General features: G+C 38.9%; 20 protein-coding genes. 15 read left to right on the forward strand and 5 right to left on the reverse strand.

Annotation, left to right across the window (positions count from 1 at the left end; genetic code table 11):
• Positions 1-96: 96 nt before the first annotated feature.
• A complete protein-coding gene (locus BR73_RS0108615; protein ID WP_033165203.1) occupies positions 97-1,020 on the reverse strand; it encodes a DMT family transporter in 924 nt (307 codons plus the stop codon).
• A gap of 443 nt (positions 1,021-1,463) precedes the next feature.
• A complete protein-coding gene (gene serS / locus BR73_RS0108620; protein ID WP_033165204.1) occupies positions 1,464-2,741 on the reverse strand; it encodes a serine--tRNA ligase in 1,278 nt (425 codons plus the stop codon).
• Positions 2,742-3,552: 811 nt separating this feature from the next.
• Here serS and BR73_RS0108625 point away from each other — a divergent pair.
• The 3 genes from BR73_RS0108625 to BR73_RS0108635 all read left to right on the forward strand — a co-directional run bounded on the left by BR73_RS0108625 (position 3,553) and on the right by BR73_RS0108635 (position 5,740).
• A complete protein-coding gene (locus tag BR73_RS0108625) occupies positions 3,553-4,164 on the forward strand; it encodes a sugar O-acetyltransferase (protein ID WP_033165205.1) in 612 nt (203 codons plus the stop codon).
• A gap of 268 nt (positions 4,165-4,432) precedes the next feature.
• Positions 4,433-4,645 (forward strand): TOBE domain-containing protein, encoded by a 213-nt coding sequence (locus tag BR73_RS0108630; protein WP_033165206.1) that lies wholly within the window; start codon positions 4,433-4,435, stop codon positions 4,643-4,645.
• A 294-nt stretch (positions 4,646-4,939) separates the two neighbouring features.
• Positions 4,940-5,740, forward strand: coding sequence for an MBL fold metallo-hydrolase (locus BR73_RS0108635; protein ID WP_051685377.1), 801 nt, complete (start codon positions 4,940-4,942; stop codon positions 5,738-5,740).
• A gap of 469 nt (positions 5,741-6,209) precedes the next feature.
• On the opposite strand, the gene BR73_RS0108640 is transcribed toward BR73_RS0108635, so the two are convergent.
• Positions 6,210-8,321, reverse strand: a complete 2,112-nt coding sequence (locus BR73_RS0108640) for a glycoside hydrolase family 36 protein (protein WP_033165207.1) — start codon at positions 8,319-8,321, stop codon at positions 6,210-6,212.
• On the reverse strand, positions 8,299-8,700 hold the full coding sequence (locus tag BR73_RS0108645) for a metal-dependent transcriptional regulator (RefSeq protein ID WP_033165208.1): 402 nt from the start codon (positions 8,698-8,700) through the stop codon (positions 8,299-8,301). Before BR73_RS0108645 ends, BR73_RS0108640 begins: the two co-directional genes overlap by 23 nt.
• 269 nt (positions 8,701-8,969) lie before the next feature.
• Here BR73_RS0108645 and BR73_RS0108650 point away from each other — a divergent pair, with 269 nt between their 5' ends.
• The 4 genes from BR73_RS0108650 to BR73_RS0108670 all read left to right on the forward strand — a co-directional run bounded on the left by BR73_RS0108650 (position 8,970) and on the right by BR73_RS0108670 (position 14,173).
• Positions 8,970-9,455, forward strand: coding sequence for a GNAT family N-acetyltransferase (locus BR73_RS0108650; RefSeq protein WP_033165209.1), 486 nt, complete (start codon positions 8,970-8,972; stop codon positions 9,453-9,455).
• Positions 9,456-9,777: 322 nt separating this feature from the next.
• The gene (locus BR73_RS27265; RefSeq protein ID WP_051685067.1) at positions 9,778-10,524 is read left to right on the forward strand and encodes a helix-turn-helix domain-containing protein; all 747 of its coding nucleotides are present in this window, start codon (positions 9,778-9,780) and stop codon (positions 10,522-10,524) included.
• Positions 10,525-10,910: 386 nt separating this feature from the next.
• Positions 10,911-12,560, forward strand: a complete 1,650-nt coding sequence (locus BR73_RS0108665; protein WP_033165211.1) for an ABC transporter ATP-binding protein — start codon at positions 10,911-10,913, stop codon at positions 12,558-12,560.
• Complete coding sequence (locus BR73_RS0108670; RefSeq protein ID WP_033165212.1) at positions 12,554-14,173, forward strand: ABC transporter ATP-binding protein; 1,620 nt, start codon at positions 12,554-12,556, stop codon at positions 14,171-14,173. Before BR73_RS0108665 ends, BR73_RS0108670 begins: the two co-directional genes overlap by 7 nt.
• 5 nt (positions 14,174-14,178) lie before the next feature.
• Here BR73_RS0108670 and BR73_RS0108675 read toward each other — a convergent pair whose 3' ends face one another.
• Positions 14,179-14,859 carry a DUF6774 domain-containing protein gene (locus tag BR73_RS0108675; RefSeq protein ID WP_033165213.1) on the reverse strand — a complete coding sequence of 227 codons (681 nt, stop codon included), beginning with the start codon at positions 14,857-14,859 and terminating at the stop codon, positions 14,179-14,181.
• A 544-nt stretch (positions 14,860-15,403) separates the two neighbouring features.
• On the opposite strand from BR73_RS0108675, the gene hflX reads away from it, so the two are divergent.
• The 8 genes from hflX (at position 15,404) to BR73_RS0108715 (ending at position 23,564) form a co-directional block, all read left to right on the forward strand.
• Complete coding sequence (gene hflX / locus BR73_RS0108680; protein ID WP_197032636.1) at positions 15,404-16,696, forward strand: GTPase HflX; 1,293 nt, start codon at positions 15,404-15,406, stop codon at positions 16,694-16,696.
• A 771-nt stretch (positions 16,697-17,467) separates the two neighbouring features.
• Positions 17,468-18,052: a manganese efflux pump MntP family protein gene (locus tag BR73_RS0108685; protein ID WP_033165214.1), complete on the forward strand. Its 585-nt coding sequence runs from the start codon at positions 17,468-17,470 to the stop codon at positions 18,050-18,052.
• Positions 18,053-18,200: 148 nt separating this feature from the next.
• On the forward strand, positions 18,201-18,845 hold the full coding sequence (locus BR73_RS0108690; protein WP_033165215.1) for a metal-dependent transcriptional regulator: 645 nt from the start codon (positions 18,201-18,203) through the stop codon (positions 18,843-18,845).
• Between the two features lie 456 nt (positions 18,846-19,301).
• Entirely contained in the window at positions 19,302-20,366 is a 1,065-nt protein-coding gene (locus BR73_RS0108695; RefSeq protein ID WP_033165216.1) for an aminotransferase class I/II-fold pyridoxal phosphate-dependent enzyme, read from the forward strand.
• Positions 20,367-20,521: 155 nt separating this feature from the next.
• Complete coding sequence (locus BR73_RS0108700; protein ID WP_033165217.1) at positions 20,522-21,295, forward strand: SagB/ThcOx family dehydrogenase; 774 nt, start codon at positions 20,522-20,524, stop codon at positions 21,293-21,295.
• Between the two features lie 11 nt (positions 21,296-21,306).
• Positions 21,307-21,588: a DUF503 domain-containing protein gene (locus BR73_RS0108705; protein ID WP_033165218.1), complete on the forward strand. Its 282-nt coding sequence runs from the start codon at positions 21,307-21,309 to the stop codon at positions 21,586-21,588.
• 18 nt (positions 21,589-21,606) lie between these two features.
• Entirely contained in the window at positions 21,607-22,092 is a 486-nt protein-coding gene (locus BR73_RS0108710; protein WP_033165219.1) for a GNAT family N-acetyltransferase, read from the forward strand.
• A 437-nt stretch (positions 22,093-22,529) separates the two neighbouring features.
• Positions 22,530-23,564: a MerR family transcriptional regulator gene (locus tag BR73_RS0108715; RefSeq protein ID WP_033165220.1), complete on the forward strand. Its 1,035-nt coding sequence runs from the start codon at positions 22,530-22,532 to the stop codon at positions 23,562-23,564.
• Positions 23,565-23,799: the final 235 nt, after the last annotated feature.

Below are 23,799 nucleotides of genomic sequence, written 5' to 3' on the forward strand. Positions count from 1 at the left end.
CAGGAATGAACATAAAAAAGAGGGCGTTATATGGTAATCTTACTACCATATAGTGCCCCTTTTTATTTGCACTATATTCCTATAATAAATAGTTCGTTAACCCTTTCGTAATCTCTTGATTTTATTCTTACCCAATGGATTCTCAGATATTACAAGACCTGCAATGGTCAGAAGAGTACCAACTGTTCCAAGCAGTGTCATTTTTTCATCCAGTATTAATGCTGAAGTAAGGATAGCAATTACGGGAATGATATAGATATAAATACTGGTCTTAACAGCTCCTAATACTTTGGTAGCCCAATTCCAGGTTACATAACAAAGGGCAGAAGCTCCTATCCCTAAGAATAACAGATTGGCAGCATGGATTGGTTTAATCAGCTTGGCCAGTTCGATTTCCGGACGGAATACAGGGTATAGGGGAATCATGGTAAGCAGGCTGTACAGAAATATTTTTCTGGTGGCAATTATCATGTTATAGCCCAGGTCACTGATCTTTTTCGTAAAGATTGAATAAATTCCCCATATAAAAGCTGCAGCCAATGCCAGTAAATCACCCATGGGATTTAGAGCTAGAGCTGCGCTGCCGTTATAGCTGATAAGTACGATTCCCGCCATAGCAGAGAGAAAACCCAGGAAGAAAGATGGGCGGAACTTTTCATTCTTTAGAAGGAAATGTGCCATTAAGGCTGTGAAAAATGGGGCCGTGGATACGATGACTCCGACATTGGAGACACTTGTCATGGTTAGAGCATTATTTTCCATAAGAAAGTATAAAGTCACACCCGAAAAGCCAGCGCCGAAGAAGAGCCATTCATGGGATTTCTTTTTAAGAGTGACTTGGGTATCTTTACCGGGTTTGATTAGCCAGAGTACGAGAAAACCGATCAGGAAGCGGTATACCAGAATTTCATAGGGAGTGAAATCCTTTAGAAGTACCTTGGTTGATATAAAAGTGGTACCCCAGAAGAGAACACTGAATAATGCAGCTGCATGACCTTTCAGGGAATGGTTTGAGGACATAGGTAACTCCTTCTGCAGTGTGTATAATTTGTTACAATCGCTTATTTTGAAGAACATAAAAACATAAAGGACATAAAAACATGAAGGACATAAAAACATAAAGGACATAAAAACACAAAGGACATAAAAACACAAAGGACATAAAAACAAAAAGGACATAAAAACATAAAGGACATAAAAACATGAAGAACATAAAAACATGAAGGACATAAAAACATGAAGGACATAAAACATGAAGGACATAAAAACTTAAAGAAATTAAAAGCCTGAAGAACCTAAAACTTAAAAACTTCAAAAAACACTAAGTACTTATATGTATAAGAACTTTCTTAAAAACTCACCGAAAGCCTGCTCAATTACAGGCTTTCGGTCATCCTTCATAGCTTATATGAACAATTGCGTTACAATAAGTTATACCAGATGAAATAAGGTATGAATCAGTATTATTTAATTACAGTCTTTCCACCCATGTAAGGCTGTAATGCCTTGGGAATATTAACGGAACCGTCAGCATTTAAGTTATTCTCAAGGAAAGCGATAAGCATTCTGGGTGGAGCTACAACGGTGTTATTTAAGGTGTGAGCAAAGTACTTGCCTTCTTCTCCAACAACACGAATCTTTAAACGGCGAGCCTGGGCATCTCCTAAGTTAGAGCAGCTTCCAACCTCGAAATACTTCTTCTGTCTGGGAGACCAAGCTTCAACGTCTACAGATTTTACTTTAAGGTCGGCAAGATCACCGGAACAGCATTCCAGAGTTCTTACAGGAATATCAAGTGAACGGAAAAGGTCTACGGTATTCTGCCATAAAACATCAAACCACTTAGGGCTTTCTTTGGGGTTGCAGACAACGATCATTTCCTGCTTCTCAAACTGGTGAATTCGGTAAACACCACGTTCTTCAAGGCCATGTGCTCCTTTTTCTTTTCTAAAACAAGGAGAATAGCTGGTTAAAGTCTGAGGAAGAGTCTCTTCAGGAAGAATAGTGTCAATGAATTTACCAATCATGGAATGCTCGCTGGTACCGATGAGATAGAGATCTTCACCTTCGATCTTATACATCATGGCATCCATTTCTGCAAAACTCATAACGCCTGTAACAACGTCGCTTCTAATCATATAAGGAGGGATGCAATAGGTAAAGCCTCTCTCAATCATAAAATCTCTAGCATAAGAAATAACAGCGGAGTGAAGTCTGGCAATATCACCCATCAGATAGTAGAAACCATTTCCGGCCACTTTTCTCGCACTGTCTAAATCCAGTCCGTTGAATTTATCCATGATTTCAGCATGGTAGGGGATTTCAAAATCAGGTACTACAGGCTCACCATAGCGTTTTACTTCAACATTTTCGCTGTCATCTTTACCGATAGGTACACTGGGATCGATAATATTAGGAATAGTCATCATGATTTTCTTGATTTTCTCTTCCAGTTCTGCTTCTTTGGTCTCTAACTCAGCAAGTCTTTGGGATTCAGCATTCACCTTTACTTTCATTTCCTCGGCTTCTTCTTTTTTCCCCTGAGCCATAAGGCCGCCGATCTGTTTGGAGATTTTATTTCTATCTGCTCTTAAGGTGTCGGCTTCCTGCTTCGTAGCACGGGCTTCTGCATCAAGGTCTATAACCTCATCTACAAGACCAAGCTTGTTATCCTGGAATTTGTTCTTAATGTTCTGTTTAACGATTTCGGGGTTTTCTCTGACGAATTTAATATCTAACATAATTTCCTCCATTCATTACACTATATTTGGCTTATAAATGGTGAAAGCCTGAAAACAAGCTGCCTTTTCACCTGTTATTGTTACGGTTGCTGTTATGCTCTTACCTTTAGACAGAAGATGTAGAACTGTTGATAATGGAAGGCTGCAGAAAAAGATTTAAACAATAAAAAAAATCCTCCGTTCCCATAAATAATTGGGACGAAAGGATTCCGCGTTGCCACCCAAATTGCCGTTAAAACAACGGCCGCTCAACATGGCAGGATAAAGGCTGCCACCCTTTCGGCTTCCTAACTTCATAAACAGGTATCTGGTTTATGTTTATTCACCGACAGCTCCAAAAGTGGAAAGATCTGAGCTTTCACCGATTTACACCAACCACCGGCTCTCTTTGGAAATCTCATAATCGTAGCTTTTATCAACACCGTTAACAATATATTTGATTTTATTATACACAAATTCTTAGAAATTACAAGGGATATTTACAGTATGATTGATTTTAGGCCAATTGAGCCAAAATATGTGGAGAAATATATCATAAAAGTATTAATATAGGGGTGTGAATGAATATAACGATTGTACATCGTAGATTTTAGCGAATTGAATCTTCTAAGGTTGACAAAGTAACAAAAAAGAGATATAGTAAATATACTTTATAAAGAAGATTTAAAAAGTGCTTAGATAAGTATTTAAAGAGTAAGTTCTTCAAAATAAAATTTTAAAGCCTTAATCAAACTCATTTAATATGTCTATTTAAATCAGACAATAATATGAAATAAACAGATAACATATTTGAAAGGAAAAGGAACCTAAGATGAATCAAAAAGAGAGAATGCTGGCTGGTTTGCCCTATAAAGCCTGGCTTGATGGACTGCCTGAAGATCGGATGGAAAATAAAAAGAAGTTATATGAATTCAATATGCTGCCCCCGGAAGAGGAAAATAAAAGAGAAGCCTTAATTAACGGAATACTTGGTAAAGTAGGGGAAAATGCGCATATTGAAGCTCCTTTTCATTGCGATTATGGTAAGAATATTGAAGTAGGAAAAAACTTTTTTGTCAATTATAACTGCACCATTCTGGATGTAGGTAAAGTGGTAATCGGAGATAATGTTATGTTTGCTCCCAATGTATCAATTTATACAGCGGGGCATCCCGTACATCCTGATTCCAGAAATACAGGTTATGAATATGGAATTGCTATAACGATTGGAGATAATGTTTGGATTGGCGGCAATGTTATCATTAATCCAGGTGTTACCATAGGAAACAATGTAGTAATCGGCGCTGGCAGTATCGTAACCAAGGACATTCCTGACAATGTGATAGCAGTTGGAAGTCCCTGTAAGGTAATTAGGGAAGTAACTGAAGCGGATAGAAAGTATTACTATAAAGATAAAGAATTTGATGTTGAGGATTATCGTTAATTTTTATATTAATAAAAACTATTGATTGCTTTTTGATTGATATAATACAATGAAGTTTTGTCGATAAAAAATGAGAATAATTAAAAGGCTGATAGCAATCCTAAGCGAACTCAGGATTGTTATCAGCCTTTTAAAGTAGTATAGAATATTTAATTCTTAGTGATTTTTCTATTGTTTGATAGCTGAAAATTTTACTTGGATATCTAACAAAATTTGGTGTATAATGTGGATTAACAAAGAGACAACCATAAAACAGGAGGTAGATTATATGAAGGTTAGTGCCAGGAATCAGCTAAAAGGTAAAGTCGTAGCTATCAAAGACGGAGCGGTAAACGGTATTGTTACCCTTGATATCGGTGGCGGAAATATATTGAGTGCTACTATTTCTATGGATGCCATCAAGGAACTTGAATTAAAACCAGGGTCGGATGCTTATGCAATAATCAAAGCAACTTCTATTATGGTTGGTGTAGATGATTAATTTTATTTTTTATTTATAAAACTTGAAAAACAAAGCAGCAAGCCCGTAGAAACTTGCCTCAGACTGTAGACAAACTATATTTTTGAGCCTGTGAAATTTTTTCAGTAAATAGGGAATTCTATGATAATTATTAGAGCAGATGGAGACTTAGGTGAGTGCCATCTGCTCTTTGACTATATATTCAATAGAGATTAAAACACTGGACGATGTGAAAAAGTTTACCGATAATACCGTAATGATATCGAGTACAATTTATGAAAAAAGAGACAAGAAAGGAAGTCAATCGAAATGAAAATGAATGAAAAAGGCCAAATGGTAGCACCTGCTACCTGTAGGATGACAGCCGAAGATTTTGAAAATAAAGATGGAACAAGTGTATATTGGTTAGGTGGTGGAGGAGCCATGATAAACAGTCATGGCACAATCATCATGATTGATCCCGTATTGGAAGGGTTTGATATGCCGCTATTAATTGATATACTGATTTTACCACAAGAAGTACCTGAGGTGGATGCGGTTCTGGTTTCCCATTCAGATAGTGATCATTATTCCAGAGCTACCTGTAAGAACTTGAAATCTGTGTGCAATGCATATCATACAACGCTCTATGTGGCTTCATTAATGAAGGAAGAGTGTGACATTGATGGAAATGGGCATGATATAGCAGACCATATTCAAGTGGGCGAGATAGACATAGAACTTACACCTGCAGATCACGCCTGGCAGAGATTGTATGAAAGCTATAATTACCGAGTATGGGAAGACAGAGAATGTTGTGGATTTTATTTGCGTACAAGAGATGCTAAAATCTGGTATGTTGGAGATTCTAGATTAATGGAATGCCAGCTACACATGGATCCACCGGATGTAATACTCTTTGATTTCTCAGATAATTATGTACATATTGGTTTGGAGAATGCATACAAACTAGCCAATACTTATCCTGATGCGAAGCTTGTGCTGATTCATTGGGGAACAATTGATGCACCAAATGAGAAAGCATTTAATGGCAATCCGCAGAATATCTTCGATCATGTAGTCAATCCAGAGCGCGTAATTGTGCTGGCACCAGGACAGGAATACAAAATTCGTTGATTGAGTTTATTCAGACGGGGATAGAGATAAATCGCAATTGACCGTGCTGAAAGCGAGGGATGCTTTTTGACTGAAAGTCAAGAAGATGGTTGGATATAGGGCATGTTCTTGAACAAGTTCAAGAACCATCGCTCGCAAAAGAGCTCGCTCAACTCTTTAGTTTGAATTCCTTATTAGCTAAATATTCAGTACTTAATCCCATTTCATCACCACCATAAATTCAAATTTAGCATATTATATCACGAATAAGTGCGAAAGAACAGCATTGAATATTTATAAACATATATTCAATGCTGTTCTATAAAATTGATTTTGTCTACACTCTGAAGCAAGCCCGTAGGATTTGCTTTTTTGTTTATCTTTTAAATAACATATATCATGAGTATTAGCTATCATTATAAATATTTCAAATAAATTCGCTCAAATAACACGTTCAATAAAATGATAAAATAATGACGACTTAGGACAATTACTGAAGTGTAATTTCAAACAGCCTTGCCGTAAAGGTCTTAGGCAGTCTTACAGACAGGCTGTTATTCTCCTTGTTGTAAAGATAATCACACTCTTTATAAGACGGGTAAGCACACTTGACATCTGCTACCGGGCTGCTTAAAACAGGCAGAGGAAGAACGCAGGTATCTGTCTCGCTGTTTCTTCTCCATACTGCTACGTAAAGTTTCTTTTCCGTTTGAAGACCTAAACTAACCCAGGTATCAGAAAAGGCTGATAATCCTAAAGGCCAGAAGGGCAGTGAGGTTCTGATATCTCTGCGGATTGTTTTATAATAGTCCAAGGCTTCTTTTACCAGAACTTTTCGCTCCTCCGTCAAGTTCACAAGGTGACCGCTCTGATGGATACGAAGCAGCATTGCATTTACCATGTTAAAGACTACCTCTTCTTTGTCACCGGCAGTCATAGGATAGGACCAGATAGCAGACTGTTCGGGAGTTAAACCGGAGGGAGAGTTGGCAGCAATGGTAGCATATCGCTTATAATCATCCTGATCACTGGTTGACTGGATGGAGTGTCTTGACAGCATGGCATAATCTATGCGAAGCCCGCCGCTGGAGCAGTTCTCAATAATAAGGTCAGGATATTTCTGAAAGATAGCATCCAACCAGGCAAGATAGGCTCTTTCATGGCCTAAGAGGCCGTCACCGAAGCTGTCTGCATGAAGCTCTGTACCAATTCCGGGTTCAATATTATAATCCATTTTGATGTATCCCACACCATAATCTTTGATAAGCCTGTCAATTACCTCATCCGCATGGGCTCTGACTTCTGGATTGCGGAAATCCAGCTGATAACGGGAACGGTCATATACCTTTTTGCCATGACGCATAAAGAACCAGTCATCCGGTACTTTGGCTGCCTTGGGGCAGTTGATTCCCATTACTTCTAATTCCAGCCATACACCAGGGATAAGGCCTTTACTTCTGATGTAATCCGTTACTTCTTTAAGCCCCCCCGGGAAACGTTCTCTGGATTCTTGCCATTCACCAACATTATCCCACCAGAAACCTGCTGAATACCAGCCTGCATCTATACAGAAATATTCACAGCCGGCTTCTGCCGCTGCATCAATTAGAGGGATTTCTTTCTCGGTGGTGGGATCAGCCCAGAGACAATTCATATAATCATTGAATATAATTGCCAGGGATTCATTATCTTTATTGGGCCGTCTTATTATTCTGCGGTATTTTGTCAGCTCGCCCATGGCAGTATCGAAATTACCGGCATCAACGCCTACGGATACCGGGACAGAAAGGAAAGTATCACCAGGAGCAAGTTCCTTGGACCAGTGGGATTGAATTTCAGTAGGGCCGCTTAAAGCAAGATAGAGATGAGCATTGTAATCGGAGATTTCCCAATGCCAGGAGCCGTTGTGTTCAATCTGCCAGAAGAGGCTGCTGCCGGTCTCTTCATTAGCCAGGTATCCCATGGGAAGGTATTCTTTTGTGGACCAGTTACCGGTATTTGTAATATTGACAGCTTTTGAGGAACGTTGTTCCACATCGGGCTGTGCCTGAGGTAAACCAAGCTCTGAAAGGGTGTAGGATTGCCAAAACATTTCTCGCTGCCAGGCATTATGAGGAATTTTTAAGGATAACTTATCGTCTCTTTTTAAGATTCCTTCCTTATCGATTCCGTTATAATAGAAGGAGGAGATATATTCAAGGGTCTGGCTTTCATTGCCCCCGTTAACTACTTCACTGTAGGAACGAATAACAGATACGCCATCGTAGAATTGTATATGACTTGTAACAGTAACACCGGTTTCTTCATCTATTACCGTTATCTCAAGCTTCCGTCCCAGGTCATTACGGTAATCTTTATGAGCCTGGTATTTCATACGATATCCGGGAGCAGTAATAATGTATTTGTTACCATGGCGCTCCAGCGGTCTGTTGATACCTGAGAGGTTAATCTCCATTAGATGAAAGGAACCCTCCAGATTTCTTGATTTTATGTCGCTTTCATTGAAGGGGAGGGCGGAGAAGTGAAGCAGTTTTATTTGCCCTTCCTCTGTTATCTCAAGAACTATATGAATCTTATTCTCATATATTTGAATTCTTTCCATCTTTTTCTTTATGTCCTTTCATATATTTTTCCATGGCTATTACAGAATCCCTGCTGATTACATGTTCAATGGAACAAGCATCCTTATCTGCAATTTCTCCATCTATTTTCAGAATATCCACAAAGAATTTCTTGATAATCCGGTGTTTGTCCGAAGTGGATTTGGCTAATTCAAGTCCTTTCTCCGTCAGAAAGATTTCTTTGTATTTTTCATAATTTATAAGCCCTTTTTCAGCCAGTGAGACAATGGCACTGTTTGTGCTGGCTTTGGAAACACCAAGTCTCTTCGCAATATCTGATACCCGGGCACCTTCCTTATCAGAGGATAGTTCATAAATGGCTTCCAGATAATTTTCCATTGTAAACGTCAGTTTGTCCATAAATAACCTCTTTTCTAAATATCAACATAAACTTGATATTAATTGTTCCTTAACAAAAGTCCGAAACACTAGGATTTACTGGTTCCCGGAGCATTTTCTGTTAATTCTTTCATCAGTTTATCAGTTTGATAGGTTAAAATCAATGAATATAATATTAAATTTATGATTACAATTATTCTTTCTTCTGATATAATGCATAGAGACATTAGTAATAAAGACCTATTTATTTACATTTATGTGTGGAACACAAGAAGAGGAAGTTCGGCTGTATGTTGATTCGTGAAGCAAAACCAAAGGAAGTTAAGTCCTTGCTGGAGGCAGGCTATAAATTATGGAACAAGGGAAGAACCTTTGAGGAGTACTATAAAGATAATACCAGGGAAGACAGTTATGGAACCAGGTATGTATTAGAAGAGAACGGGGCAGTGGTGAGTTCTCTTATTTTACTGAGGCTTGGTCAGAAGTTTAATTGTGATACTTACGGCATCGGTTCTGTATTTACGGATAAAGCCCATGCCGGTAAAGGTTATGCAACTATTCTTATCAATTCCTGTATTGGTAAGCTGCACAAAGAGGACTGTATCATATTCCTTTATTCCGAAATAGAACCTGCCTTTTATGAAAGACTGCATTTCAGGGTCTTACCGGACAGACTACAGAAAAAGCCTGGCTGTTATTGTATGGCATCTTGTTCAGAAGCAGTCTGGGATCAGATTATACAGTCAGATATAGATAGTATACCGGATTATTTTTGATTTTTATAATATATAAAGCAATGCTTGAGTTATACTTGTAGAACACTGCTCTGTTAATAATTGACAAGCAGAAGCAATCGTTTTAAAATAATTTTATCAGAGTATGTAGCCTTCATACAGGTGAAACTGATTCATATTTAAGCTGTTTATCAATCTGAAAAGCTTGGATATTAGCAGAGGCACCTGTATGTTTTTGCGTTCTAAAGCATTCCTTTAGTACTGAGAGCTTGTACTCAATTATTGGTTTATTCACTTTAGCTGTGATTTGTTTATAATAAATTTTGTAGCCGGCAACGCAAAACAATCAGGAGGTAAATTAATTATGTTTAGTACAATTGAAGTTGGAAAGAAGATAGCAGCATATCGTAAAGAAAGAAATATGACACAGATGGAGCTGGCAGATAACCTGGGAGTAAGTTATCAGGCAGTAAGTAATTGGGAAAGAGGCAATTCCATGCCGGATATCTCAAAGCTTCCTGAGCTGGTTTCCATATTAGGCTGCAGCATTGATGAATTATTAGGTAACAGGAAGGAAAGTGAACTCTTTAAGAAAGTACTGGAGGGAGATGCGAAGGAATACGTTAAGGAGCAAAAAGTATCGGTAGAAGAACTTGCCTCCGCAGCACCTGCTCTTAAGCCAAGTGAGACGGAGAGTCTGGTTGAAACTGTTCTGGATGAGAATTCCGACCGTATTTCATTAGAGGATCTGGTAAAGATAGCGCCTTTTGTAAGTGAGGAGTTCCTTATGGAATGGATCAACCGTATCGATGTGGTAGAGAATATAAAAGGAGTTACCGCATTGGCACCTTTCTTAGCGGAAGAGTCCCTGGATGTATTGGTTAAAAAGATAGCAAAAGTAGGAGAGCTCTCACAAATCAGTCCCCTGGCACCTTTTCTTTCTGAAGAAAGTCTTGATACGCTGGTTGAGAAGGCCTTTGAAGAAGGTAAGATTGGAGAATGCACAGGACTCTATCCTTTCCTTAGCAGCCAGGCGGCAAAAAAACTGGCTGACCAATTTATGAAGAATGGCAATATGAAAGAGTTTGTTAAACTCGCACCTTTTTTATAAATCGCAATAACTCGTTGCCTTGGTGTTATTGCGAAAAAGATGGTATCTCGCATTTTTCCTTTGAACCGCTGCAGTTAAAGAACTGTAAAAAGGATGGGAATACTTGCGAACATATTCATTTTAAGGGTAAAGGCGGTGCTCGTACAATCATTATTCAGAACAGACCTGGCAAAAATCCTACAAACAAAAATCATACAAGCAAAAATAATACAGATATAAATAATACAGACATAAATAATACAGATATAAATAATACAGACAAAAATAATACGGACAAAAATCATACAGATAAAAGTCTATAAGTATTTAAATTAGTCTTATATATAAAGAACAGTAACAATTTACAGTTATTAAGTAAATTGTTACTGCTCTGGAAAAGAGGAGAGATGAAAGAACTACTGCTGCGACGCAAGGGGAAATTTATTCAATATTTATTTGCCACGTTTATGTTTATCATAGACCACTTCGCCCAGATGGGTATCTTCGTACTGATACTCCATGCCATCGAGAAGGGGGATGCCGGGAATTATTGGAAAATAATTATAATTACGGCTTTGTTTATCCTATATGCGCCCCTTAACTTCCTGATATCAAGGTTATTACGTATCCGCTATATGAGAGATACCATACTGGATGTCAGAAAACAGGCTTTTGATAAGATTATCAACATGCCTTTTAAGAAATTTTCTGCCAAATCAAAGGAAGTATACATATCCAATCTGATCAATGATATCAATACCTTTGAGAATAAATTCTTCGTAAGTCTTTTAAATTACCTTATTAATATGGGAATGTTCATATTCTCCATATTAATACTTGTATTTCTGGACTACAAACTGGCCATAGCCATGGCCGCTCAGGCCGTACTGTTAACTGCACTGGCGGGGTTCTTTATAAAGAAGTCCACAACCTTGGAGCAGGAATTATCAGAGAGCAATGAACAGTTTACCACAGATATGGCAAATACCTTTAATGGGATGGAAATACTTAAATTAAACCACATAGAAGATAAATTCCGTGATAAGAGTATGGACGCAGTCGGCAGAATGGAAAGAAAGAAGTATGCTGCAGCTGTCTTTACCGACATGCAGAAATATGTTATCCGTATTATTTCATTTGCTTCAACAGTAGGGGTCATGATATATATGGCACATAGCTTTATCAATGGATTGACCTTAAGTATGGGAGGGCTGTTGTTCCAGCTGTGTTCTTCCAGCAGTAACTTTTTAATCAATGCCTTCCCAATGAGAAATCAGATGAAAGCCTCCATGACCATATACCATAAGATTGCAGACAGATCAGCGGAAACAATGGAAGAAGATAAAGGAAGCGTTGCGTTTAATTTACAGGAAAACATTTCGCTGAAACATGTGACCTTTCGTTATGGTAACAAAGAGATTCTGAAAGATGCAAGCTTTGTAATAGAGAAAGGAAAGAAATATCTGATTAAAGGAGCAAGTGGTGCAGGAAAATCCACATTAATAAATCTTCTTGCCAAAACCACCGAGGACTATGAAGGTGAAATCCTGGCAGATAATATTGAATATCATAACCTGAATGAAAAGTCCTTTCATGAAAAGGTGGCCTTCGTATACCAGGATGTTTTTCTCTTTGAAGATACCATCAGAAATAATATCACCCTGTATCAGGAGGTATCGGAAGAGAAGGTTAATTTTGCAGTCAAGGTCTGCGGCTTAGAGGGAATCTTTACTGATAAGAAAGCAGGACTTGATGAGATGCTGCTTGAAAACGGAAAGAATTTATCCGGCGGGCAGCGTCAGCGTATCTCCATAGCCCGGGCTATTGCAAAAGACGCACAGATTCTTTTTGTAGACGAAGGCACTTCAAGTCTCAATGAAGAACTGGGAAGAGAAATAGAAAAGGTATTTTTATCCCTGGACAATACGGTTATTGCCATTAGCCATCGCTATTATGAAGGGGTTACCGAAAATTATGATTATGTGCTGGAGATTAAGAACGGAAGAGTTCACCAGTTTCTGGCACAGGAATATTTCAACGAGGTGGTTGTATGTTAAAGAAATTATTTCGCGCATTTCCCTTCCTGTTAGGCTCCCTGGTGGTGACGTTACTGTTAGTAGGCCTTGATGCAGTGGTAACGAGAAAGATGTTAGGAATGCTTGATTTTGCACTGGCTGGGGATCTTGCGTCTCTTAAGAAAGAGACACCATATCTTTTGGCAGGAGCGGTGCTTTTGGTACCCTTAGGAATTTTAGAAGCCATGACCAGTAATTTCTACAAGAAAAAGAGCAATCTGAACATAAAGAATTACTATATAACAAGAGTCTTTGCAAAGAATATCAGGGAATTCCAGAAAGAGAACAACGGAAAATACTTATCCTCCATGACCAATGACTTTAATACCCTGGAGATTAATCTGTTGACAGGTATCTATACGGTAGGAAGGGCATTAATGAATTTTCTGGCAGGCATGTGGCTGCTTTCAACAGTAGATTTACGAATGATACTCCTTGCGGTGGTTATTATATTAATCAATCTGGGAATATCAGCAATTACAGCAAAACCTTTAAAGAAGAATTACAAAGAAAGAAGTGATCTCTTTGATGGTTATACTTCTTATATCAAAGAGGTACTCTCAGCTTTTCATATAGTAAAAAATTATAATCTTCAGGATAAGGTTACGGCGGATTATTATCATAAGAGTGATGAGATACAGAATAAGGGCTTCCTCATTGAGAAGATGATGTCTTTTGTAAATGCTTCTCAGAACTTTGTGATGAGCAGCAGTTTCTATGGAATCCTATGCGGAATTGGGTATATGGCAGTGACGGGTAAGATCAGCGCCGGCGGCTTAATCGTAATAATGGAGGGTATCAACCGAATGACCTTTCCTATTTTCGAACTGGCGGAAAGCTTACCAAAGCTCTTTACCTCCGGAGATCTGATTGATAAGATTGAAGATTCCCTTAAGAATACGGAGACCTACGAGGAAACGGTATCATTGGAAGAGTTTAAAGAAGAGATTCGTTTTGAGGAAGTAGGTTTTCATTACGAAGATGATGAAAGACAGATCTTAAGAGAGATTAACCTGGATTTTAGAAAAAATGGCAAATACCTTGTTGTTGGTCCCAGCGGAGGAGGTAAATCAACCATGCTCCGATTATTCCGTAAATATGTAAATCCTACTCAGGGGAAGATACTTATCGACGGACATAACCTGATGGATGTAAAGAAAGAAGATTACTTCGGTCTTATAGCTAATATTGAGCAGCAGGTCTTTCTATTTGAAGATACAATCCGGAATAACATAACCCTCTATAAAGAGCTGGGGGAAAATGAAATCCAAAAAGCCATCAAAGATGCAGGCTTAAAGGAATTCATAGAAGGCCTGCCACAGGGGCTGGATACGGTAATCTATGACAACGGCAAGAACATCTCCGGTGGGGAGAGAAGCCGTATCGTAATTGCCAGAGCTCTTCTTAGTAAAGCCAGGATATTGTTGATGGATGAAGCTTTTGCATCCCTTGATATGGAAAGAGCAAGGGAAATCGAGAAGACCATCCTGAATCTTCAGGATATCACGGTTATCAATGTAAGCCATGTAATCTTTAAAGATACCAGAGAATGCTATGATAAAGTCATAACTATAAAAGGAACAGCCTTTACCTGATAAAATCATTTGAATTCAGAGCTGTTATCTGAGTCAGAGTTATCATCAGAACCAGAGCAATTACCTGAGCCAGAGTAGCCATCGGAGTCAGAGTTATTACCTGGGTCAGAATAGCCATCGAAGTCAGAGTAATCATCAGAATCAAAGGAATTACCTGAGTCAGAGTAATCATTCCAATCAGAGGGATTACGTGAGCCAGAGCAGCCATCCGAGTCCGTATTATCATCCGAATCAGAGGAATTACGTGAGCCAGAGCAGCCATTGGAGTCAGAGTTATCATCTGAATCAGAGGAATTACGTGAGCCAGAGCAGCCATTCGAGTCAGAGTTATCCTCTGAATCAGAGGAATTACGTGAGCCAGAGCAGCCATTCGAGTTAGAGTTATCATCCGAATCAGAGTTATTATCCGAATCAGAGGAATTACGTGAGCCAGAGCTGCCATCCGAGTCAGAGTTATCATCAGAATTAGAATTGTTATCTGAGTCAGTGGTATCATCTTCATCAGAACCTTCAAGGGCGGCGGATTTCTTTGACTCACAGAGGTCCTGCTGAGCTTGAATAGTTGCAAGTGTATCGCCAAGCTGATTGAAAACCGACGAAATAACTGCCAACTCATCTGATGAGTACATTTGTGAAATAGTGCAGGCTATAGCAGTTACTAAAGTAACAAGTTCACAGGAATTCATAGCTCCTCCTAATCCGCCGTTCGGTTCATAGTGTACCGAGACAAAAATGGCCTGCCTGCTGAATGGATTACTTGCCACAAAAGAAATGCTTATGGCTCAGTAGCTTCTAAATCGTTCTGTAAATAAGACAGGTTGATTATTATATATATACGGGGACAGGAATCATAACATGCCTAAGTTCAGTGAAATTCACAATAAATACATAGATAGAAAGTCTATTGTTAATACTAAAAGGGTATAGCAAGAAAAATTTCTTGTATTTAACAGGAGCATTTGTTATAATAACCCTAGTTGATTAAAGGAGGTACTACAAGAATGTGGATTATTAAATTTCGTTTATTATCTTTTTGCCGCTAATTTCATAGTGCTTAAAGCTCTGCCTGTCAGAGAGTGAAACGGGATAAGTCTGCCTTTTTGTAATACACATCGGTTTAAATAGTGTAATAGAAAGAAGAAGAAGGAGAAGAACACCTTCTTTTTTTCGTGCATATTTTTCTTGCTCTAAAATAAATAACAGGCAGAGACTTGGAAAGGAAAAATCTGTATGATGAATAAAGAAAAAGTCCTCCTTGCCGGAGGTAAATTAAAAAATGACGACAACTTCCAGGCGTCCATGGAGGAATTAAGAGAACTTACTTTTGCCTGTGACATGGAAGTGGTGGGAGAAGTAACACAGAATCTGGATAGAATTCACGCTGATATCTATTTTGGAAAAGGAAAAGCAGAAGAATTAAAAGAACTCTTTGAAGAACAAGAAGCGGAGTTAGTTGTCTTTAACGATGAGCTGTCACCCTCCCAGACAAGAAACCTGGAGAGGTTTTTAGGCTGCAGAGTAGTAGACCGCGCGGTGCTGATTATGGATATCTTCGCAAGAAGGGCAAAAACCAGAGAAGCACAACTTCAGGTAGAAGCTGCAAGACTTAAATATCTGCTGCCAAGACTGTCGGGAATGGGAATTAATATGAACCGGCAGGGAGGCGGCTCAGGACTTCACAATAAAGGAACCGGAGAGACGAAGCTGGAACTGGACAGAAGAAAGATAGAAGAGAGAATTGCAAGACTGGAACGAGAGCTGGAAGAACTGGTAGGAAGAAGACAGAACCAGAGACAAAAGCGGGAGAAGAACGAAGTTCCGTTAGCAGCTCTGGTAGGCTATACCAATGCTGGCAAGTCAACTGTAATGAACGGAGTACTAAAGCTGATGGGAAGTGCAGAAGAAAAACTGGTATTAGAGAAAGATATGCTCTTTGCCACCTTGGAAACCTCAGTAAGAAAGGTATTAACAGAGGACAACAAAAGCTTTCTCCTAACAGATACCGTAGGTTTTATCAGCAGGCTGCCTCACCACCTTATCAAAGCCTTCCGCTCAACCCTGGAAGAAGTATTAATGGCTGACTTACTAGTACAGGTCATAGATGTATCTGACAAAGAGCATGCAAGAGAAGCCGAGGTTACCAGAAAGACCCTGGAAGAACTGGGAGCCGGAAATATACCTGTACTCTATGTCTATAACAAGATAGATAAATTGACCGAAGAAGAATACAGCAGTATAAGAGACACCTGTAAAGAAGAGAACAGTATCTTCCTGTCGGCAAAATCAGCAGAAGATTTAAAAAGACTGATAGAGGTTATTGCAGAGAGGCTCTTTAAGGAAAATGTAACAATAAATCTTCGAATAAATTACAGTGACAGCAAGTGGGTAGCCTACCTAAAAGAAAATACCTCTGTAAGCAGCCTTAACTATGCCGAAGACGGAATCTATATAACCACTAATTGTAGCAGAGCAATTTATGAAAAACATTTCAAGGATTCAGAATATATGGTAACTACAGTCTAGTATTAAGATTTAAATGAGATTACTTATAGCTGATAAGCATTACAACTAGTGGTGCAAAATATCTTATAAATTTTTTCTTTTTATATTATTATTATTATTATTACAGAACACATTACTTGTAAACACAAAGCTTATGCCACCATGTTGCAATGAGCTCAAGCACGCCATGCTTATATAGGTAACGATTAATAGTATTTATAAACAAAGACAAGAAGAGCATAATTATTTGCAATATATATAACCAGATGATTTTGGCTTCTGTTTAGGAATTTTCTATTGAAGGGTTTCCTTATGACACTTAAATTGCGGCAGTTGCGACCAGGTCAGATTATACCACTGTTTGAGCTCACAGCCATTGGACTGTGATAACTAACCAGCGAGGTTGGTATAATCTGGCCTGCCAGGGAGCAGCTGCCGCAATTTTAGTGGAATAAGAAACCCTGAATAAGAAAATGTATAAACAGAAGCCAAAATCATCGTCCGTTGCCACAGCCCTCCCTTATCCAAAACCTACCCCTTATCCATATCCCCCCAAAAAATAATTGACAATCCCCCTGCAATCAGTTATGATTTATCTATTGTAGTAAGGGAGTAGTTAGCCGATTATGTGCAATAAAGCCAACATACTGGTAACCTATAGGTTATCTGGTTTTATTTTAAATAACGAGACTTACCTGCAGCGTTATAGTTGCGGGTAAGTCTTTTTTATGCGAAATATGCAGGTTATTGGCGGTAGAAGGGTTAAGCATCAGTAAGAAGGAGAGAATAGGCATGAATTTGTTAGAACTACTTATTTTAGCCATCGGTTTGGCAATGGACGCTTTTGCAGTAGCTGTCTGTAAGGGATTATCAATAAAGAAAATTACAGCAAAACATCCTATTGCAGTAGGTTTATACTTTGGAATCTTTCAGGCAGGAATGCCTATGATCGGTTACTTTCTCGGTAAACAGTTCAGCAGTAAGATAAATGCCATAGACCACTGGGTAGCCTTTATCTTATTAGGTATTATAGGAATCAATATGATAAAAGGCTCGCTAAAAGAGGAAGAGGAAGAAGAAGGCTGCGATTGCAATGAACCGGATAATACTCTTGCAGTGAAAGGAATGTTGATACTGGCAGTGGCAACCAGCATAGACGCCCTGGCAGTGGGTATAACTTTTGCATTTCTGAAGGTTAATATATTTGTTGCTACCTCCTTTATAGGTGTTATAACCTTCCTGATTGCAGCAGCTGGTGTTATTATCGGCAATATATTTGGAGGAAAATTAAGATCAAAAGCAGAGATGACAGGTGGAGCCATTCTGGTCTGTCTTGGAGTGAAGATACTCCTTGAGCACCTTGGAATCATTGGATAAATAATTACATAGAATATTTCTTTTCAGAAAATGATATTGTCCAGATAAATAATGGCAATATCATTTTTCTTTATAAATAAAGCTTGCTAAAAATAAAATTTGGGTTATAATAAAATTAAATTAGGCATACCTAAAAGGAGCGATGAACATGACCCGTAACAAAGAAGATTATATTAAAGAAATATATAAATTAGGGGGCGGAGAACACCGGATAGGCAACAAGCAGATAGCAGAAGTATTGAATATAGCACCCGCTTCGGTTACGGAGATGCTTATTCGGCTCAGTAAAGAAGGATTGATTGTATATGAACCCTACAAAGGCTCGAAATTAACAGCAGAGGGTATCAGAAATGCCATTACCCTCCTTAGAGGACATAGACTATGGGAGGTATTCCTAATTGAGCAGCTCGGTTATACCTGGAGCGAAGCTCATGAGGATGCTGAGAAATTAGAGCATGTAGCTCCCAAGAGACTCATAGACCGACTGGATGAATATCTTGGTAACCCTGCTTACTGCCCTCATGGTAATGTAATTCCAAAAGCAGATGGAAATGTAAAGACCATTTTGCTGAAGAGTCTTACAGAAATGGAAGTAGGAGAGACCTCTTATATAAGAAGAGTAACAGAAGAAAATGAACTGATGGATTATTTGCAAGGACTGGGCGTTCATATTGGAAGTTCAGTGACGGTCCGTAAATATGGTGCGTATGAGGGACCGGTTACTATTGAACTTGATGGGAAAGAGCAGCAGTTAAGCTTTAAGGCAGCAGGCTTAGTCTTTGTTGAAGAATAAATCAGATGCAAGAGGTTTATCTCAAGTTATAATCAGGATAATAGCAGTAAATTTAGAAGCAATAAATTAGGAGCAAAAAATTAGAAGTGAGAAAATAGAAGCAATAAATTAGGAGCAAAAAACTAGAAGTGAGAAAATAGAAGCAATAAATTAGAAGCAAATAACTAGAAGTGAGAAAATAGAAGCAAAAAACTAGAAGTGACAAAATAGAAGTAAGAAATTAGGTGTGAGGAATTAGTACTGAGGAAATAGACATGAGTAAATAAAGTATGTAAGGAGGAGGCCTATGAATGTAAAAAAGTATATGGAACGAAAACTAAATATGCTCTTTATCATAATTCTGATGTTGATTATCTTTGCCAGCTAAGTAGCTTGCAATTAGTGGTTTCTGAGGCTATAATAAAGTATTAGACGGAATTCCTATAAGATTACTAATATAGCACGGAGGCAGACAGAATGTACAGTTTTATGAATGATTACAGCGAAGGAGCCCACCCTAAGGTTTTAGAGCTGTTAATAGAGAGCAATCTGGAACAAAATGCAGGCTACGGAGAAGATACACATACAATAAAAGCAAAAGAATATATAAAGAAGCATTTAACAAAAGGACAGGATAGACCAGCAAACAGTCAGAACCTATCGGAAGTGGATATTCATTTTATTCCCGGAGGAACACAGACTAATCTGCTGGTTATATCCTCCTTTTTGCGTCCTTTCGAAGCTGTTATTGCAGCTGATACCGGTCATATAAATGTTCATGAAACAGGCGCAATTGAAGCAACCGGGCATAAAGTAATAACAGTATCCAATGAGAAGGGAAAGGTTACACCGGAGGCAATCAAGGAAGCTGTTGATTACCACGCAGACGAACATATGGTAAGACCGGGAATGGTATATATATCCGATTCCACAGAACTTGGAACGGTATATACCAAAGAAGAGCTCTACAAAATACGCCAGATCTGTAACAGAGAAGGGCTGCTGCTCTTTCAGGACGGGGCAAGGCTTGCTTCAGCACTTACCTCTCAGGCTAATGATCTGGAGTTATCAGATATCGCTGAGCTTACGGATGTCTTTTATATCGGAGGTACCAAAAATGGTGCCTTGCTGGGGGAGGCACTGGTAATTGTTAAGGAAGAGCTGAAAAGGGATTTTCGCTATCTTATCAAGCAAAGAGGTGCTCTCATGGCAAAAGGTTTTGTTGCCGGCATTCAATTTGAAGCTTTATTTCAGGATAATCTTTACTTTGAGCTTGGATACCACGCCAATGCAATGGCAGAAAAGATCAGGGAGACACTTCTGTCACTGGGAGTGGAGTTTCTGACCCCACCTGTAAGTAATCAGCTGTTTCCAATCTTACCGGACAGCTTTTTAGAAAAATTAGAACAGGAATTCGTATTTTCCGTGCAGAAGAGAATAGATAAAGACCACAGCGCTATACGTCTGGTAACTTCCTGGGCTACAACACCAAATGGAACGGATAGTTTATGCCGCTACTTTTTGGATAACCTTAAGAAGTAGACTTGTGCGCAATCCACAGGGTATGATTGAGAATTCCTTGCAGTTTTCAGACACACCTCAGACATAGGATAATTAATAGTATAGACATAAGGAATTTCAGAGTTAATTATCATTAAAAGGCTTGAAGTAAATATACAACAAGAAGGAGAATGTACATGGAGAATATCTACAAACAAAAAATTATTCAGGGAAGGGAAATCATGAAGTCATCCGATTATGAAATCGAAAGTGACGAAAAGAAAGGCTTACCTCAGCCGTTACTGTCAAATGAGAAATCTGCTGAAACAGTTATAGAGCTTTCCAAAGACTTTGAAGATATTATTGTTAAAAAGGATTATCTGAACATTCTGAATGACAGAACCAGCAGAAGAAAATACGCAGAAGAAAGTATTACTTTTAAAGAGTTATCCTTCCTTTTATGGGCAACCCAGGGAGTTAAGAATGTAATCGGAAATAAACGCAAGGCAACTCTTCGTACTGTTCCCTCCGCGGGAGCCAGACATCCCTTTGAGACCTATCTTTTTGTAAACAAAGTTGACGGTTTGAAACAGGGATTGTATCATTATCTTCCATTAACCCATGAGCTGGAGCTGATCAGAGAAGATGAAGAGCAGGTAAGTAAGGTTTCAAGGGCATATTACGGCCAAAGCTTTGCTGCAGGCGCCCCTGTGAGCTTTGTATGGACAGTAGTGCCTTACCGCAGCGAATGGAGATATACTGTTAATGCACAGAAGTATGCACTGATCGATGTAGGACATATCTGTCAGAATCTGTACCTGGCAGGGGAAGCCATCGGCTGTGGTGTATGTGCTATCGGAGCATATGACCAGCAGCTTACAGACAGTCTGCTTGGGCTGGAAGCGGAAGATTTAGAAGAAGATAGTGAATATACCGTATATGCTGCTTCTGTGGGAAAGATTGAGGCGTAGATACAAAGACTATGAAAATAGGAACCCTGCAGATATGGCTGTATCTCCCCTGGGTGCATTCTTTAAAGGAAAAACGGATGGTGGTTAAGAGCCTGTGCCAGAAGATCAGAAATAAATTTAATGTTTCGGTTGCTGAGGTAGAGGAACAGGATACCCATCAGACTGCAGTATTTGGTATTGCCTGTGTGGCTTTAGACAGTAAAACGGCAGACAGCATTCTAAATAACGTTTTGGACTTTGTGGACAGCAACACTGAGGGGGAAGTAACAAGAACCGAAAGAGAAATCCTATAAGAAAGAGAGAGGATACCAATGAGCGATACACAATTTACCATCAGAGAAGCAAGGGAAACAGATACCGGGATTATCCTGGAGCTTATCCTAGAGCTGGCAGTTTATGAGAAAATGGAACACCTGGTCACTGCTACGGAGGAAATCCTGAAGAAATCCATATTTGAGCAGAAAGCAGCGAATGTACTGATAGCGGAATACGATGGCAGACCAATTGGCTATGCCCTCTATTTCTATAACTTTTCGACCTTTACCGGAAAAGCGGGAATCTATCTGGAGGATATCTATGTGAAACCGGAATTCAGAGGAACAGGTTATGGCAAGTCACTTTTATCCGCAGTAGCAAAAGAGGCCAGAAAAAGAGAATGTCCCAGACTTGAATGGTCCTGCCTTAACTGGAATGCTCCCTCCATTGCGTTCTATGAAAGTCTTGGGGCGAAGCATATGGACGAATGGAGAACTTACCGCCTTACCGGAGAAAATATAGCTATATTGGCGGGAGAATAGAATAGCAGCATACGTATGGAAGCCTGAGGATAAGTTGATACTTTCTTCAGGCTTTTATTCGTTGGAACCAGGAGGTATATTTTCTTTTATGAGTTTACATAGATAGAATGAGGGACAAAAGTTTGTTTTCACAGGTGATGACAAAAAGTGAAAAAGCAGAAAAAGCAGAAAAGGCAGAAAAGGCAGAAAAGGCAGAAAAGGCAGTTACAAGAAATATTTATACTTTTCATTCATTCTTTCGTTGCTTCATATGTGTGAAAGCATACGGAAAAAAGGGAAAATGAGTCTTAAAAGGGGATTCTGACTTTTGAAATGTGAATATTAATGGTAAGATTTTATACAAGATTAAATTTATGAGATTAAGCTTTACTTTGACGCCACGTCAACAGATATACTTATATCAAACCAATGCGCAAAGGTTCACAAAGGAGATAGCAATGGAACTTCTTACAATCAGTCAAGTGTCAAAATTATTAAATGTATCAACCAGAACTCTCCGATACTACGAACAGATCGGATTGCTGCCAAGCATTAAGAAAGAGGAATATGCCTACCGTACCTATGATGAAGCTTCTATCAACCGTTTAGAGCAGATCATCATATTGCGTAAACTTCGAATTCCTTTAAAACAGATAACAGAAATATTAAAGAAAGAGGATGCAGTGCTGGCAATTGATATTTTTCAGGAGAATCTGAAAGAGATTAACAATGAAATATCTGCCCTATCTACCATAAGGAAGATATTAGCTGTATTTATTGAGAAGCTTGGAAGTGCAATAACTGAAAAGAAAAAGCTGGATTTGCTGGGAGATGCTGAAGTTTTGAAAGTGGTTGAGGCACTTGCTGTGACCAAAATCAAATTCAAGGAGGATAAGTCTGTGGAGGATAATAAGACCGCTAATGACTTAAACAAAGCCAATAAAGAATTAAACGCATTAAAGGATATAAGAATCGTGTATATACCTCCCTTAACGGTAGCTGCCAGTCAGTATACGGGAAAAGACAGTGAAATGCATTCAGGGGAAAGACTTGATAAGTTTGTCAGGGAAAGCGGCTTATTAAAGCATAAACCGGATGCAAGGCATTTTGGCTTTAATAACCCTATGCCCCCAAGAGAAACAGCATATGGTACACCCTCAGTCGGTTATGAAGTGTGGGTCTCAATTCCTGAGGATATGGAAGTCCCGGAGCCGCTTGTAAAGAAGCAGTTCTATGGTGGATTGTATGCGGCACATGCCATCAGTATGGATGAATTCGACCACTGGGGATTGCTGGCGGATTGGGTATTTCAAAATAATCCCGATTATGAATCTGCCTGGGGAGAAAAGAGATGTGACCTGCCGGATGCAGAAATGGATTGGGCGTTAGAGGAGCAGCTGAATTTCTTTCATAATGTCCAGGACCCGAATTTTAACAGCGAAAAAATGCAGTTGGATCTATTGTTCCCGATTAAGAAGAAAGTGCAGCAGTAGGCAATCTTATATCACTAAAGCAGGGAAATGCTGTGGTTTCTTTAAAGGTAATTTTGGATATAAGGTAGGCAGTTTTTTTAAAATTATATAGTGGAGTTTGTGGAGGATGAGGAATCAATAACTATATATTGGTTATCATCCTCTAACAAAAAAGCAGATATAGTGTTTCAGTTTTTATTATCCAATCAAGCAATGTATACCCATCTATACCAGTACATAAAACAGATTTTACTTC

This window comes from Clostridium sp. KNHs205 (genome assembly GCF_000702945.1).
Taxonomy (GTDB): Bacteria; Bacillota; Clostridia; order Lachnospirales; family Lachnospiraceae; genus Anaerocolumna.

Bases quoted from the DNA above. Each gene is read 5' to 3' on its own strand.
- BR73_RS0108700 (WP_033165217.1), top strand. From the start codon at position 20,522: ATGGAGAATATCTACAAACAAAAAATTATTCAGGGAAGGGAAATCATG.
- BR73_RS0108630 (WP_033165206.1), top strand. From the start codon at position 4,433: ATGAAGGTTAGTGCCAGGAATCAGCTAAAAGGTAAAGTCGTAGCTATC.
- BR73_RS0108715 (WP_033165220.1), top strand. From the start codon at position 22,530: ATGGAACTTCTTACAATCAGTCAAGTGTCAAAATTATTAAATGTATCA.
- BR73_RS0108645 (WP_033165208.1), bottom strand. From the start codon at position 8,700: ATGGACAAACTGACGTTTACAATGGAAAATTATCTGGAAGCCATTTAT.
- BR73_RS0108625 (WP_033165205.1), top strand. From the start codon at position 3,553: ATGAATCAAAAAGAGAGAATGCTGGCTGGTTTGCCCTATAAAGCCTGG.
- BR73_RS0108690 (WP_033165215.1), top strand. From the start codon at position 18,201: ATGACCCGTAACAAAGAAGATTATATTAAAGAAATATATAAATTAGGG.
- BR73_RS0108615 (WP_033165203.1), bottom strand. From the start codon at position 1,020: ATGTCCTCAAACCATTCCCTGAAAGGTCATGCAGCTGCATTATTCAGT.
- BR73_RS0108635 (WP_051685377.1), top strand. From the start codon at position 4,940: ATGAATGAAAAAGGCCAAATGGTAGCACCTGCTACCTGTAGGATGACA.
- BR73_RS27265 (WP_051685067.1), top strand. From the start codon at position 9,778: ATGTTTAGTACAATTGAAGTTGGAAAGAAGATAGCAGCATATCGTAAA.
- BR73_RS0108670 (WP_033165212.1), top strand. From the start codon at position 12,554: ATGTTAAAGAAATTATTTCGCGCATTTCCCTTCCTGTTAGGCTCCCTG.
- BR73_RS0108685 (WP_033165214.1), top strand. From the start codon at position 17,468: ATGAATTTGTTAGAACTACTTATTTTAGCCATCGGTTTGGCAATGGAC.
- BR73_RS0108650 (WP_033165209.1), top strand. From the start codon at position 8,970: ATGTTGATTCGTGAAGCAAAACCAAAGGAAGTTAAGTCCTTGCTGGAG.
- BR73_RS0108675 (WP_033165213.1), bottom strand. From the start codon at position 14,859: ATGAATTCCTGTGAACTTGTTACTTTAGTAACTGCTATAGCCTGCACT.
- BR73_RS0108710 (WP_033165219.1), top strand. From the start codon at position 21,607: ATGAGCGATACACAATTTACCATCAGAGAAGCAAGGGAAACAGATACC.
- hflX (WP_197032636.1), top strand. From the start codon at position 15,404: ATGATGAATAAAGAAAAAGTCCTCCTTGCCGGAGGTAAATTAAAAAAT.
- BR73_RS0108695 (WP_033165216.1), top strand. From the start codon at position 19,302: ATGTACAGTTTTATGAATGATTACAGCGAAGGAGCCCACCCTAAGGTT.
- BR73_RS0108640 (WP_033165207.1), bottom strand. From the start codon at position 8,321: ATGGAAAGAATTCAAATATATGAGAATAAGATTCATATAGTTCTTGAG.
- serS (WP_033165204.1), bottom strand. From the start codon at position 2,741: ATGTTAGATATTAAATTCGTCAGAGAAAACCCCGAAATCGTTAAACAG.
- BR73_RS0108705 (WP_033165218.1), top strand. From the start codon at position 21,307: ATGAAAATAGGAACCCTGCAGATATGGCTGTATCTCCCCTGGGTGCAT.
- BR73_RS0108665 (WP_033165211.1), top strand. From the start codon at position 10,911: ATGAAAGAACTACTGCTGCGACGCAAGGGGAAATTTATTCAATATTTA.